Below are 12885 nucleotides of genomic sequence, written 5' to 3' on the forward strand. Positions count from 1 at the left end.
CCCCCAGCCGGAACTGACCACCCGGCAGAAGCACACCCGGGAATGTTATGTGGTGCTGGAAGAAGGGGCCGACCCCAAGGCGGTGGAACAGGCCATTGTAACCATGCCCAACTATTTCTCTGATTATGACACCACCGTCCACTTCATCAGTGAGGAAGAACTGAAGAAGAACCACAGCGGTCTGGCCCACGGGGGCTTTGTGATCCGCAGCGGGGTCACCGGGCACCAGGATGAACACAAGCATGTAATCGAATTCAGCCTGAAACTGGATTCCAATCCGGAATTCACCACCAGCGTACTGGTGGCCTACGCCCGGGCCGCCCACCGGCTCCACCAGGAAGGCCGCACCGGCTGCCTTACGGTATTCGACGTGGCTCCGGCCTATCTGATGCCGGAAGACGGCGGGTACCTGCGGGCCCATATGCTGTAAAAAATTGCCCGACTCCTTAAACTAAAAAAGAACTTCCATCCCCACTGGGACGGAAGTTCCGTGATACCACCTATTTTCATCCGGCTGCTGACCGTTGACCACTGACGAAAAAAGAAGGCTGCTGCTCGTTTTTTTTGCAGCAACCCTCTTTTTTTATGCTTACTTCCGATTCTTGATTTCGTCCTGGAGCTTGGCGATGAATTCGTCCACGGCCATGGCTCCCTGTTCGCCGTTGTCCCGGCTGCGGACGGAAACAGTACCGCTTTCCAGTTCCTTTTCGCCCACAATCAGCATATACGGCACTTTCTTGACCTGGGCTTCCCGGATCTTGTAGCCGACTTTTTCGTTCCGGTCGTCCAGATGGGCCCGGATTTTCTGGCTTTCCAGTTTGTCCACAATCTGTTTGGCGTATTCGTTGAACTTGTCGGTAATGGGCATTACCCGTACCTGTTCCGGAGCCAGCCAGGCCGGGAAGGCACCGGCGTAGTTTTCGATCAGGATACCGATGAACCGTTCAATGGATCCGTACACCACCCGGTGGATCATAACAGGACGGTGTTTCTGGCCGTCTTCCCCGGTGTAGGTCAGGTTGAATTTTTCCGGCAGCAGCATATCCAGCTGGATGGTGCCGCACTGCCAGGTACGGCCGATGGAATCCTTCAGATGGAAGTCGATCTTCGGGCCGTAGAAGGCGCCGTCCCCTTCGTTGATGGAATACTTCAAGCCGAAGTCATCCATGGCTTTCCGCAGGGCATTGGTGGTCATTTCCCAGGTGGCGTCGTCACCCATGGAGTTGTCCGGACGGGTGGACAGTTCGGCGTGGTAGGTCAGGCCGAAAGTGGCGTACACTTCGTCGAACAGACGGATGGTTTCCTGGATCACGTCTTCGATCTGGTTGGGCATCATGAAGATGTGGGCATCGTCCTGAGTGAAGCAGCGTACACGGAACAGACCGTGGAGAGCGCCGGACAGTTCATGCCGGTGCACCAGGCCCAGTTCGCCTACCCGCAGAGGCAGTTCCTTGTAGGAATGAGGTTCGTTGGCATAGACCAGCATGCCGCCGGGGCAGTTCATGGGTTTAATGGCGTAGTCTTCCCCATCGATTTTGGTGAAGTACATGTTTTCCTTGTAATGATCCCAGTGGCCAGAGGTTTCCCACAGCTGCCGGTTCATGATCATGGGGGTCATGACTTCCTGGTAGCCGTATTTGCGGTGCACTTCTCTCCAGTAGTCGATCAGGGTGTTCCGGATGATCATGCCGTTGGGCAGGAAGAAGGGGAACCCGGGGCCGTACTCGCTGAGCATGAACAGACCCAGCTGTTTGCCCAGTTTCCGGTGGTCACGCTTTTCAGCTTCTTCCATCATGTGCAGGTAGGCTTCCAGATCTTCCTTGCTGGCAAAAGCCGTGCCGTAGATCCGCTGGAGCATCTTGTTGTGTTCGTCCCCACGCCAGTAGGCACCGGCAATGCTCATGAGCTTAAAGGCTTTTACCCGGCCGGTGGAAGGGCAGTGAGGGCCGGCACACAGGTCGGTGAAATCTCCCTGGGTGTAGGTGCTGATCACGGCATCTTCCGGCAGGTCTTCGATCAGTTCCACTTTGTAGGGTTCATCTTCGGCCTTGAATTTGGCCAGGGCTTCCGCTCTGGGCAGTTCTTTCCGGACCAGAGGATAGTTGGCTTTGATGATCTTGCTCATTTCCTTTTCAATGGCACGCAGGTCATCGGGAGTGAATACATGCTCACTGTCCAAGTCGTAATAGAAACCTTTTTCAATGGCAGGACCGATGGCGAACTTGGTGCCCGGGAACAGGTGCTGGATGGCCTGGGCCATTACATGGGAAGCAGTGTGACGGATGGCATGGAGCCCTTCTTCACTGTCCGGGGTAATGAATTCCACCTTGGCATCATGATCCAGGGTATCGCTCAGGTCCTTGTTTTCTCCATCCACCTTGGCCAGGAGAGCGGTCTTCCCCAGTTTCTGGTTCAGGCTCTTGGCGATGGACAGCAGGGAGCTGCCGGCTTCGAATTCTTTAACGCTGCCATCTGGCAGGCTTACTTTAATGTTTGACATATTGATTTCCTCCTTGATAGTACCAGCAAGATCAGGACGGACATACAAAAAGACCCGTCCCTCACAGGGACGGGCCATAAGCTCGCGGTTCCACCCTTATTGAACTGACCGTGGCCAGTTCCACTCGGCATCCTTTAACGCAGAATATACGATCTTGCCTACTTTGTTCAGCAGATGGCTCCCAGGTGGTTGACTGTCAATTGTTTCCGCGCCCTTCTCAGCTTCCGGGCTTCTCTGTACTGTTGCCCTGACAGGTTGTCCTCGTCATTGCCATTGGCTTTTTGAAATTGTTTACATTATACCACCGGGGAAAAGTTTGTCAAGGAAAATTTAATATTCTTCCTGGGCTTCCCGATGGTTGAACCGGTCCTGTTCCTCTTCGATGATCTGCACCATGTCGGCGGCGCAGGTTTCCCGGTCTTTGTAGCCTTTTTCCTTCCAGTCCTTGGACATTTCCCAAGCCAGTTCTTCGATTCCCTGATCCATGGTTTCCTCCTTGTACTGCAGCTTTACCACAGGCTCAGCTGCTGGCCTTCGTTCTTTCCTTCCATTTTCTGCCGCACCTTTTCCAGGAACGCCTCCAGGGAGGGATACTGGCGGGCAGCGTCTTCTTTCAGTTTCCGGAAACAGGTTTCCGTGGTTTCCACGTCGCTGAGAGCCCGGTGGGCTTCCTTGTTCTCCACCTTGTACCAGGCGGCCAGATTGTTCAGCCGGTGATGGTCCCACAGGGGGAACAGGGTCTGGGCCATGGGCAGCACATCCACCCAGTCATTGGCCAGAGGCCGGTACAGTTGGGTCTGGAACTGCTGCTGGAGAAACCCCATGTCAAAGCCCACATTGTAGCCCACCGTCACCCGGCTGCCCAGGAATTTTCCAAAGGCTTCCAGGGCCTGCCGGGGCTGGGGCGCAGCTGCCAGCATATCGTCAGTAATGCCGGTAAGCTGGGTGATGAAGGGAGAAACGTAATGGCCGGACAAAGGAGTCCGGGGCTGGATCAGGGTGGAAAAAGTCCTCCCCCGCTTCCCCCGGACCACTTCCAGGGCACCGATTTCAATAATCTGGTCCCGTTCCGGATCCAGGCCGGTGGTCTCCAGATCCAATACCACATAGGTTTCGGGAAAAGCCACCAGACTCTTCCCGGTGCCGGGCAGCGTGCCGGCAAAATTATCCTTTTTTCTCATAGGTCTCCTGCATCAGCCGAAGAGCCAGGCCAGGAATCCCTTTTTCTTTTCGTACGGTTCCACCCGGTAGCTGGTGACCTGGTAACCGGTCTGGTCAATGACTTTCCGGATTTTTTCTTCCGGAATAAGGTCTTTGGCCACAATGTCCGTTTCCTTTTTGGAACGGGAGGAAGAGACGGAATCCACCGGGAACGCATTCCGGATGGCTTCGTTGATATGGGATTCACACATGCCGCAGGCCATGCCTTCGACACCAACAATCATTTTTACCATAATAGACCTCCTGCTGGAATACCCTATACCTCGTATGGGTATTCCGCAGGGTTAATTATAGAAGTTTTGTAGGATTTGTCAAGGGTCAGTCCTTCTTCAGCAGTTTTTCCAGTTCCGGCATCACATCGAACAGATCCCCCACAATGCCGTAATGGGCAAACTGGAAAATAGGGGCATCAGGACTCTTGTTTACGGCAATGATCAGCCCGGCGTCCTGGATCCCCAGTTTGTGCTGGATGGCCCCGGAAATCCCCAGGGCGATGTAGATCTTGGGGGCGATTTTCTTGCCAGTGACCCCCACCTGCCATTCATAGGGTGCCCAGCCTGCGTCCACCAGCGGTTTGGAAACCCCGAAAGCGGCGCCGATCCGTTTGGCAAAGGCCTGGACTTCCCGCATCCCTTCTTCGTTCTGGACGCCCCGGCCAGCCCCTACCACCATATCCGCCGTATCCAGGTCCAGCACTTCCTTCAGCTGTTCCAGAGACGTGAAATCCAGCACCTTCACAGCGGGACTGGCTTCAGCATTGTCCAGGGGCACCGGGAAGATTTCCCCTTTCCGGGTTTCATCCTTGGGGTTGCCGTGGAAGATCTTGTCGCTGACCGTACCCAGCTGGGGCCGGGTGGTGGTCTGGATCTTCACGAACAGTTTGCCGGTGTAGGCGGGACGGATCCAGGTAAGGGTATCATCCTCCCCTTCGTACCGCACATCGATGCAGTCCGCCACCAGCCCTGCCTCCAGCCGGGCAGAGAGCCGGCCGCCAAGGTCACGGCCATTGGGGGATGCACCGATGAACAGCACACTGGGAGCATACAGGCTCAGGGCTTTGGCCACCGCTTCCGTATAAAGGGCTCCATCAAAAGCGGCCAGACTGGGGGCCTGGAGCAGGGCCACCCCATCGGCTCCGTAGGCAATGGCTTCCCGGGCCGCGCCCTCCAGATTGTCCCCGGCCAGGATGCCCAGCACCTGATTGGGACGGGCGGCCGCCAGCTGGCGGGCTTTCCCCAAAAGTTCCACACTGAGGGAGGTGAGCCTGCCGTCAGAGGTTTCCAGATAGACTCCGATATTGTTTTTCCATTCCATGATAACGCCTCCTTACAGCAGGTTCTTCTTCCGCAGTTCGTCCACCAGATTGGCGGCAGCTTCCACCGGGGTGGCTCCCTGGATCATGGTGCCCACCGGCTGGGGTTCCGGAGCGAACAGTTCCGTAACCTTGGTGGCGGAGCCGGCCTTCCCGGCTTTTTCCGGAGCCAGGTCGATGTCTTCCAGGCGCCATACCGGGAACACGGCCTTTTTCGCGGCCATTTTGCCCCGGATGCCGGGAGTCCGGGGATTCCCGCATTTTTCCGTTACGGAGATCACTGCCGGCAGAGCCGCCTGGAGGGTTTCCACCCCGCCACGGTTCAGCCGGCGGATGGTGGCCTGGCCGTCCTTCACTTCCAGTTCATCCGCATACGAAAGCAGGGTCATGCCCAGCCTCTGGGCCAGGGCCGGAGGGATTTGCCCGGTGTCCCCGTCCGTGGAACGCTTCCCGGCCAGCACCAGATCCAACGGTCCCAGTTTGGCCAGGGCCGCTGCCAGGATCTGGCCGGTAGCCAGGGTATCGGACCCGGCCATCCGTTCATCGGACAGCAGGATCCCCTTGTCCGCCCCCAGAGCGATTCCTTCCCGGAGGATGTCACTGGCCATGGCAGTGCCCATGGTCACAAGGGTTACCGTGCCCCCTTCCTGGTCCTTCAGGGCCAGGGCCGCCTCGATGGCGTGGAGGTCAACCGGGTTCAGCATGGAAGGTGCCCCCACACGGACCAGGTTGTTGTCCCCGGACAGCTGGATATCCGAAACGGCAGGTACCTGTTTCACCAATACAGCGATATTCATAATGCAGCCTCCTTTATGAAAAAAATATTGTTTTATCAGTCTATAGTGATTATACTATGAATTCGAAGTTATCGCAACTGATAATTATTATTGATTTAGTACCACCGGGTCATGGGCAGGCTGTTGTTGTTCCCTTTGGTCATGAGCACCTGATGGATGTCGATGTAGCCAATCTGAAAGGCCGCTGCACAGCCGCACAGGTACAGATCCCACATCCGTACAAAGGAAGGATCCTTCCACCGGGCCACCTGTTCGTGGACCTTGCAGAAGTTCTTGTACCAGCACAGAAGGGTCCTGCAGTAATGGCGGCGGAGACTTTCCACATCCAGCACCCGGAAATCCGCATCATAGGCATGATGGATCAGTTCCCGGAGGGAAGGCAGGGTGCCCCCCGGGAAGATGTATTTCCGGATCCAGGGATCGGACACCACTTCATCGTGGCCGGTAATGGTATGGAGCAGGAAGATTCCTCCCTGTTTCAGCAGATGGTTCACTGTTTCCATATAGGTGGAATAGTTGGAACGGCCCACATGTTCCATCATCCCCACGCTGACCACCCGGTCGAACTGGAGATCCTTGGCTTCCAGGTCCCGGTAGTCCGTCAGTTCGATGGTCACCTGGCCCTCCAGGCCCAGGGCCTTGATCCGTTCCTGGCTCTTTTTCCACTGTTCTTTGCTGAGGGTGCAGCCATAGCCCTTCACTCCGTACTTTTTGGCCGCCTCCAGCAGCAGGAAGCCCCAGCCGCAGCCAATGTCCAGCAGGGTCATCCCCGGCTTCAGGTACAGCTTTTGGAGGATGTAGTCCACCTTGTTCCGCTGGGCCTGTTCCAGGGTATCTTTGTCGGACTTGAAATAGGCGCAGGAATAGCTCATGGTGGGATCCAGCCACAGTTTGTAGAAGTCATTCCCCAGATCGTAGTGGGAGGACACTTCTTTGGCCTGGTCCTGTTTCTTTTCCGACATGTACAGGATGTTCCGGAGACTGTTCCGGTCCAGGGAGAACCGGTCCGCCTGTTCCAGCAGGGTGCAGAGCATGTGGAACAGGTCCCCCTTCACTTCGATGTCTCCCCGCATGTAGGCCTCCCCCAGAGCCAGTTCCGTGGACTCCAGCAGGGCCTTTTTGGGAATGTCTTTGTGGATGATCAGGGTGAATTCCGGCTTCCCCTCACCAATGGTATACTCCTCCCCATGGATCTGGACATTGAAACAGTGCTTGTCAAAATGCCCCAGATAATAAAGGAGAAAATGATCCATCATTTTATGAAGCAGCATGACAACAGGACTCCCTTCTGCAATATGGAAATATTCATTGTTTACCATATATTATAACACTTTTAAGCGGACAAGAGACTAAGTGGCTAAGTGATTATGTGAAAAGGAACGCTGATAACAATAATATGCGAAAAGGATTGATATAAATTTTCTTTCGTAACCCCATTGACAGTATACTGTATCCGTGGTATCATTTCATCCATAGTCAACAAACGCCGAAACGTGATGACGCAGACTAGTACGCCTGAATCCCTGCTCCAGAGAGCTGCCGGTTGCTGCGAGGCAGTGGATGGGACGGGCCGAACTGCCTGCTGAGCGGCTGGACCGAACCTGCAGTAGGTCTCTCCGGGAACTCCCGTTACAGAGTATGGATATCGCCACCGGCCGTATCCGATAGCGCGTCCCCAGGACGAAACAGAGTGGTACCGCGGAAGGATCCAACGCCTTTCGTCTCTTTGCTGCCAATGCAGAGAGACGGAAGGCGTTTTCGTTTCTCTGGAAACTGTCATTCCAAGGAGGAAACAATCATGATCAACGGAACATCTGCCATCAAAGGGGCCTCCCTCTCCCTGTGCTTTTCGGTGGGAGCGATGCTGTTCAGCTCTCACGCGGGAGGCGGGTTCGCCACCGGCAACCAGGAAAACGTCTACTTCATCAGCCTGGGCTGGCTGGGCCCCATTACCGCCATTGTAACCATGCTCCTGTTCACCCTCACCATCAAAGAGGCCATGAACATGTACAACAGCCGGCACCTCACCAGCTACCGGCAGCTTTTCCAGAATCTGTACCGGCCGGTACCCGGCATTGAATTCCTTTTTGAAGGGTTCTTCTACATCATGGTGCTCATGGCCGTATCCGCCACCATTTCCGGGGCCGCCTCCGCCCTGGCCGCCCAGACGGGGCTCAACTACTATACCGGCATCGGTGTGGTGGGCGCCGTAATCTTTGTACTGACCATTTTCGGGGCTGACCTGGTCCGCCGGGCCACCACCTACATGGGCATTGCCATCCTGGCCATGGCCATTACCATTTTCTCCGTGGGCATCGCCATGGGCGGCCAGGTGGAAGGCACCCGGTTCTTCCTGGATGCCATGGCCCAGGATTTTGCCGTTAACGGCTTTGCCAAACTGCCCACCGCCATTCTCCACGCTTTCACCTATTCCGGTTTCCAGTGCGTGGTGATCCCCACCATGATCGTGGTGGGCACCCCTCTGGTGACCCGGAAGAACTGTGCAGATTCCATGTGGATGTCCTTTGCCATGAACGCCACCGCCCTCACCATGGCCGTGTGCATGCTCCTGGGCTGGACCGGGGTCTACGGCAGGACCCCCCTGCCCACTCTCATGAGCCTGAAAGCCATGGGGATGCCCTGGCTGACCCTTCTCTATTTCGTAACCCTCATGCTCTGCCTGATCTCCACCGGGGTGACCACGGTGTTCGGATTCACCGCCCGTTTCTCTGAAATGGACTGCCTGAAAAAGATCACCGGCAGCGCCGTAAAGCGGTCCGCTCTGGTGACCCTGTTCATTATCTGCCTGTCCATGACCGTTTCCATGGTGGGTCTGACCAACATCATCAAATACGGGTATGGCTACTGCGGCTACCTGGCCATTGCCATCATCATCGTCCCCTTCCTGACCATCGGCCGGGCCAAAAACAAGCGCTACGCCGCTGACCAGGAATACCGGGAACGGATCGACGCCATGAACCAGTATCCGGGAATGGAAGAAGCGGAAGTGGAGGAAGCATAAAAAAAGGGGATGTTGCACGCATATTTTTCACGTGCAACATCTCCTTTTTTATGCCCCAAAGGGAAAATTGAAAATCCCTATAGGTCCTTTTTTCCACTGGTACGAGGTGTCGTTCAGGGCGAATACCGCATGCTCTCCCCATTTGTTCATGCCCAGCACTGTCACCGAAGCGGGCCGGATGTCGAAGGATATCTGTTTTTCCGCCACTTCTTCGATACTCAGCCCCAGCCAGGCAAACAGGATGTTCTGGATGGTTCCCTTGTGGGACACGATGATCAGGTCCCGGCCTTCCTTTTCCAGTTCCCGGAACCCCTGGATGGTCCGTTCATAGAAGGTCCGCCGGGTCTCTCCTCCGTCATAGTTCACATGATCCAGCTCCCGGCCGGTTTCCGGCGGGTGGTAAAAGGCCAGGGCCTCTTTTTTGTTCAGTCCCGCTGCCTTTCCGTTGTTCTTTTCCCGGAGGAAGGAAAAACATTCCACCGGTTCTGCTCCCAGCTTCCGGGCAATGATTTCCGCTCCCGTCCGGGCCCGCTGCAGGTCGCTGGATACGATCCGGGGCAGGCTGCGGCCGGAAAAATCCCAGGCCAGGCAGTCCGCCAGCTGCTGGAACTGCTTCTGTCCCAGCACTGTGAGAGCCGAATCCGTCCAGCCCCCGGTCAGTTCCTTCACATGATGATCCGCTTCCCCGTGCCGAATCAGTAAAATCATAATGACATCCTTCCTTAGATGTACCGTTTCAGGGTAATGGCATACCGTCCCTTTTTGGTGGTCCCCCGGACTTCCGCCAGTTCCACCCGGCCCCGGGACCGGAAGGAGATCACATCCCCCTCCTTCACCGTCTGGGAAGGACTTTTGGCGTCCTGCCAGTTCAGCTTCACGTTTTGGCCCTTGATCTCATCCGCCATCCGGCTCCGGGATACCCCATAGCCGCTGGCCGCCACCGCATCCAGCCGCAGGGCCGCCACCGTGGCGGAAATCAGTTTGATCTTCTGTTCCTTTTCCTTCAGGTCCGTCAGGGGGATCTCTTTCACTTCCACCGTGGCTGCCCCGATTTTGGTCAGGTTGCTCAGGATGAAATCCACCATGGGGGTATCCACCACCAGCTGGGCCCCCTCGTCGATGAACACAATGTCCCCCAGGATTTCCCGTTTGCAGCCCAGGCCCATGAAGGCCCCCAGCACATCCCGGTGGCCGATGTCATAATACCGTTTGTCCCAGAGGATTTCCAGGGCCGTAATGGCAAAATCCGGCTGGCCGTAGAATTCGTCCGCAATGAAGGCCACCTTCTGCCGTTCGGCATTCTGGAAGCCTCCGTTCATTTCATACCGTACCTGGGGATAGTTGGCGGCAACGATTTCCGCCACATTCTGGCCGTGGGGATCCAGGAACCCGGATACCCTGGCCCGCCGGCTTTTCCGGGCCCCTTCCGCAAGATCCAGCAGCTGGGCTGCCAGTTCTGCATCCCCGCTGGCCTTGAAATACCGTAATACTGTTTCCCGTTGTTGTGTGGTGTTTGCCATGTTATTTCTTCAATGCGGCACTCCGGTCCAGGACCGCCTGCACCGCATCGTAAAACGCTCCTCTCACTCCGTGGTTTTCCAGGGCCTTGATCCCTGCAATGGTAGTGCCTCCGGGGCTGGTCACCTGGTCCCGGAGCTGGGCAGGATGGAGCCCGGTCTTCAGGCCCATGACGCCGCTGCCGGCCATGGTCTGGGCCGCCAGTTTGATGGCAAGTGCCCGGGGCAGGCCAGCCATGACACCGGCATCTGCCAGGGCATCCATGACCACAAAGAAATACCCGGGGCCGCAGCCGCTGATGGCGGTAATGGCTTCCATGGCCTTTTCGTCCACCCGGACCGTTTCCCCACAGGACTGGAAAATGGCTTCCGCAGCGTCCATCACTTCCGGAGCCACCTTTCCGTCCGCCGTCAGGGCCGTCATCCCCATCCCTACAGACAGAGGGGTGTTGGGCATGGAACGGATCACCGGATGGCCGGGCACCAGGGCGTGGAGCATGGCCAGGTCATAGCTGCCCATAATGGACAGGATGGTGGCCTTCTCCGGCAGGGCTGCCACCAGGTCAGCAGTCACTGCTTCTTTGGCCATCTGGGGCTTCACCGCCAAAATCACCAGATCCGCATCTGCAGCCGCGGCACTGTTGTCCCCGGTTACCGGGATCCCGTAGGTTTCTTTCAGATAAGCCTGCCGTTTGGCAGTAGGCACAGCAGCGGTCACCTGTTCCTTCCGGACCAGGCCTCCCTGGAGGATGCCCTTCAGGATGGCTTCCCCCATAGCGCCGCAGCCGATGAAAGTGATTTTACTGATACCGTTTATCGTTGCCATGGATCATTGCTCCCTTCCGATCCAAAATTGGTGTTTTCCGTGTCGATATCCACATTGGGAGGCGCGCATACCAGCAGATTCCGGCCGATTTTCCGCAGGGTCCCGTCCAACGCATAGATGGTGCCGCTGATAAAGTCGATGATCCGTTTCCGCACGTCCGCATCCGTATCCTCGAAATTGATCACCACCGGTTGGTTCTTGCACAGGTAGTCCGCCATTTTCTGGGAATCATTGAAGTCGATGGGCTCGATGACCACCACGCTCACCGGATTCCGGTTCACCGGCATGGACAGCACCTTGTCCCCGGTCCGGCTGGAAGACGTTTCCTCCCGGGAAGAGTCCGCCGTGCCGTCGTAGTCCTTGTCGAACACTTTGTCGTAAGGTTTTTCATAGGTCTTTTCGTAGGGTCTGTCATATTTGTCGTACTCCCGGTCGGAACTTTTGTCCCGCCAGGTGCCTGCCGAGCCGCTGCCGAACATGGGGACCACTTTCCCCTCATCCTGCTGCTGGTTTTCCATGGTTTCGTCCGTTTCCTGCTTGTCTTCTCCGTTGACCAGGCCGAAATATTCCAAGAGCTTGCTGATTTTTTTCATACGATCCACCATTTCTGTTTAAAATTTTAAAGAGTAGTCCCTGGCTCCAAAGAGAGCGGAACCCACCCGTACTTCGTTGGCCCCTTCTTCCACGGCGATCCAGTAGTCGTGGGTCATGCCCATGGACAGGATATCCACCGGAGAATCCGGCAGGGCATCCTTCAGGAACAGGAAATCCCGGTAACCGGCAGCAAACACCGGACGGGTCTCTTCCACCTGGTCCGTGGCCTGGGCGATCACCATGACCCCCCGGATGCGGATGTGAGGGTAATTCTTCAGTTCCGGCACCGCCGCCCGGAAATCTTCCGGGGCAAAGCCGCTTTTCTGTTCTTCTCCCGCTTCGTTGATCTGGAGCAGCACATCCTGGATCTTGTCCAGTTCCGCCGCCGCTTTTTCCAGATGGTTCAGCAGCTTCAGGCTGTCCACGCTTTCAATGAGGCAGAAATGCTCCACCGCGTGTTTGGCCTTGTTGGTCTGGAGATGGCCGATCAGGTGCCAGTTGCCCCCCGGCGGCAGTACCGCCTGTTTGTGCATGGCTTCCTGGACCCGGTTTTCCCCGATCTCCGTAAGACCGGCTGCCAGGGTTTCCGTGACGATTTCCGCCGGATGGTTCTTGGTCACCGCCAGGATGGTCACTTTGTCCCCGGTGGCCTTGGGTTCTGTCCGCTTGCCCAGAGCTTCCTGGATCCTGGCTTCCACGGCCGCAATATTATCCTTCAACATGGGTATCCCCATCTCCTTTATTTTCGATAGATCACCGCATACAGGCGGCCTGTTTTCCCCTTTTCCGCCCGGTAGGAGAAGAACCGGTCCTTGTGACAGCTGGTGCAGCAGTCCGCCCGGTAAATCTGTTCCCGGGGCACCCCTGCTTCCAGCAGTTCCAGGGTGTTCAGCTGCCACAGATCCAGCATGTAGTGGCCGGGTCCGTGAGGGGTCAGGCAGGAGGGATATTCCGCCGCCCGGTCCGCCACTTCCTGGCCCACTTCATAGCAGCAGGGACCGATGGAAGGGCCGATGCCCGCCACCACATCCCCAGGCTCTGTGCCAAAGGCTTCTTTCATCACATTCAGGGCATGGGGGACGATTTTCCCTACACT

The 12885-nt window shown here is 56.6% G+C and carries 14 protein-coding genes, 1 pseudogene and 1 other annotated feature; of the genes and pseudogenes, 2 read left to right on the forward strand and 13 right to left on the reverse strand.

Going from position 1 to position 12885, the window contains the following annotated elements:
• A pseudogene (locus tag QVO43_RS08335) lies at positions 1-430 on the forward strand (diaminopimelate dehydrogenase); the annotation flags it as partial.
• A gap of 159 nt (positions 431-589) precedes the next feature.
• Here the strand turns inward: QVO43_RS08335 and thrS are convergent.
• From thrS to QVO43_RS08370, 7 genes are all read right to left on the reverse strand, one after another.
• Positions 590-2500, reverse strand: a complete 1911-nt coding sequence (gene thrS, locus QVO43_RS08340) for a threonine--tRNA ligase (RefSeq protein ID WP_022488070.1) — start codon at positions 2498-2500, stop codon at positions 590-592.
• 330 nt (positions 2501-2830) lie between these two features.
• Positions 2831-2986 carry a hypothetical protein gene (locus tag QVO43_RS08345; RefSeq protein WP_022488071.1) on the reverse strand — a complete coding sequence of 52 codons (156 nt, stop codon included), beginning with the start codon at positions 2984-2986 and terminating at the stop codon, positions 2831-2833.
• Between the two features lie 23 nt (positions 2987-3009).
• Positions 3010-3681, reverse strand: a complete 672-nt coding sequence (locus tag QVO43_RS08350; protein ID WP_022488072.1) for a 3'-5' exonuclease — start codon at positions 3679-3681, stop codon at positions 3010-3012.
• 12 nt (positions 3682-3693) lie between these two features.
• On the reverse strand, positions 3694-3954 hold the full coding sequence (locus QVO43_RS08355) for a heavy-metal-associated domain-containing protein (RefSeq protein WP_022488073.1): 261 nt from the start codon (positions 3952-3954) through the stop codon (positions 3694-3696).
• An 85-nt stretch (positions 3955-4039) separates the two neighbouring features.
• Positions 4040-5035 carry an electron transfer flavoprotein subunit alpha/FixB family protein gene (locus QVO43_RS08360; protein WP_022488074.1) on the reverse strand — a complete coding sequence of 332 codons (996 nt, stop codon included), beginning with the start codon at positions 5033-5035 and terminating at the stop codon, positions 4040-4042.
• 12 nt (positions 5036-5047) lie between these two features.
• Positions 5048-5830, reverse strand: coding sequence for an electron transfer flavoprotein subunit beta/FixA family protein (locus tag QVO43_RS08365; RefSeq protein ID WP_022488075.1), 783 nt, complete (start codon positions 5828-5830; stop codon positions 5048-5050).
• Positions 5831-5925: 95 nt separating this feature from the next.
• Positions 5926-7098: a class I SAM-dependent methyltransferase gene (locus QVO43_RS08370; protein WP_368509223.1), complete on the reverse strand. Its 1173-nt coding sequence runs from the start codon at positions 7096-7098 to the stop codon at positions 5926-5928.
• Between the two features lie 219 nt (positions 7099-7317).
• Positions 7318-7559 (forward strand) — a binding site (T-box leader).
• A 69-nt stretch (positions 7560-7628) separates the two neighbouring features.
• On the opposite strand from QVO43_RS08370, the gene QVO43_RS08375 reads away from it, so the two are divergent.
• Entirely contained in the window at positions 7629-8852 is a 1224-nt protein-coding gene (locus tag QVO43_RS08375) for a YkvI family membrane protein (RefSeq protein WP_022488077.1), read from the forward strand.
• A 48-nt stretch (positions 8853-8900) separates the two neighbouring features.
• Here the strand turns inward: QVO43_RS08375 and QVO43_RS08380 are convergent, their stop codons facing one another.
• The 6 genes from QVO43_RS08380 to QVO43_RS08405 form a co-directional block, all read right to left on the reverse strand.
• The gene (locus tag QVO43_RS08380; protein WP_022488078.1) at positions 8901-9560 is read right to left on the reverse strand and encodes a histidine phosphatase family protein; all 660 of its coding nucleotides are present in this window, start codon (positions 9558-9560) and stop codon (positions 8901-8903) included.
• A 14-nt stretch (positions 9561-9574) separates the two neighbouring features.
• On the reverse strand, positions 9575-10372 hold the full coding sequence (locus QVO43_RS08385) for a YlmH family RNA-binding protein (RefSeq protein ID WP_022488079.1): 798 nt from the start codon (positions 10370-10372) through the stop codon (positions 9575-9577).
• A 1-nt stretch (position 10373) separates the two neighbouring features.
• Positions 10374-11195 carry a pyrroline-5-carboxylate reductase gene (proC, locus tag QVO43_RS08390; protein ID WP_022488080.1) on the reverse strand — a complete coding sequence of 274 codons (822 nt, stop codon included), beginning with the start codon at positions 11193-11195 and terminating at the stop codon, positions 10374-10376.
• Positions 11183-11788, reverse strand: a complete 606-nt coding sequence (locus QVO43_RS08395) for a cell division protein SepF (RefSeq protein ID WP_022488081.1) — start codon at positions 11786-11788, stop codon at positions 11183-11185. Before QVO43_RS08395 ends, proC begins: the two co-directional genes overlap by 13 nt.
• Positions 11789-11806: 18 nt before the next feature.
• Positions 11807-12511 carry a YggS family pyridoxal phosphate-dependent enzyme gene (locus tag QVO43_RS08400; protein WP_022488082.1) on the reverse strand — a complete coding sequence of 235 codons (705 nt, stop codon included), beginning with the start codon at positions 12509-12511 and terminating at the stop codon, positions 11807-11809.
• A gap of 17 nt (positions 12512-12528) precedes the next feature.
• Positions 12529-12885 (reverse strand): polyphenol oxidase family protein (locus QVO43_RS08405; protein ID WP_288174810.1); only part of this gene is annotated, 357 nt, incomplete at its 5' end.

Source organism: Acidaminococcus sp. CAG:542 (assembly GCF_000437815.1).
In the GTDB taxonomy this organism is placed as follows: Bacteria; Bacillota; Negativicutes; order Acidaminococcales; family Acidaminococcaceae; genus Acidaminococcus.

What these genes read in the sequence shown, in the direction of transcription:
- thrS (WP_022488070.1), bottom strand. Translation starts at nt 2,500, where the DNA reads ATGTCAAACATTAAAGTAAGCCTGCCAGATGGCAGCGTTAAAGAATTC.
- QVO43_RS08345 (WP_022488071.1), bottom strand. Translation starts at nt 2,986, where the DNA reads ATGGATCAGGGAATCGAAGAACTGGCTTGGGAAATGTCCAAGGACTGG.
- QVO43_RS08350 (WP_022488072.1), bottom strand. Translation starts at nt 3,681, where the DNA reads ATGAGAAAAAAGGATAATTTTGCCGGCACGCTGCCCGGCACCGGGAAG.
- QVO43_RS08355 (WP_022488073.1), bottom strand. Translation starts at nt 3,954, where the DNA reads ATGGTAAAAATGATTGTTGGTGTCGAAGGCATGGCCTGCGGCATGTGT.
- QVO43_RS08360 (WP_022488074.1), bottom strand. Translation starts at nt 5,035, where the DNA reads ATGGAATGGAAAAACAATATCGGAGTCTATCTGGAAACCTCTGACGGC.
- QVO43_RS08365 (WP_022488075.1), bottom strand. Translation starts at nt 5,830, where the DNA reads ATGAATATCGCTGTATTGGTGAAACAGGTACCTGCCGTTTCGGATATC.
- QVO43_RS08375 (WP_022488077.1), top strand. Translation starts at nt 7,629, where the DNA reads ATGATCAACGGAACATCTGCCATCAAAGGGGCCTCCCTCTCCCTGTGC.
- QVO43_RS08380 (WP_022488078.1), bottom strand. Translation starts at nt 9,560, where the DNA reads ATGATTTTACTGATTCGGCACGGGGAAGCGGATCATCATGTGAAGGAA.
- QVO43_RS08385 (WP_022488079.1), bottom strand. Translation starts at nt 10,372, where the DNA reads ATGGCAAACACCACACAACAACGGGAAACAGTATTACGGTATTTCAAG.
- proC (WP_022488080.1), bottom strand. Translation starts at nt 11,195, where the DNA reads ATGGCAACGATAAACGGTATCAGTAAAATCACTTTCATCGGCTGCGGC.
- QVO43_RS08395 (WP_022488081.1), bottom strand. Translation starts at nt 11,788, where the DNA reads ATGAAAAAAATCAGCAAGCTCTTGGAATATTTCGGCCTGGTCAACGGA.
- QVO43_RS08400 (WP_022488082.1), bottom strand. Translation starts at nt 12,511, where the DNA reads ATGTTGAAGGATAATATTGCGGCCGTGGAAGCCAGGATCCAGGAAGCT.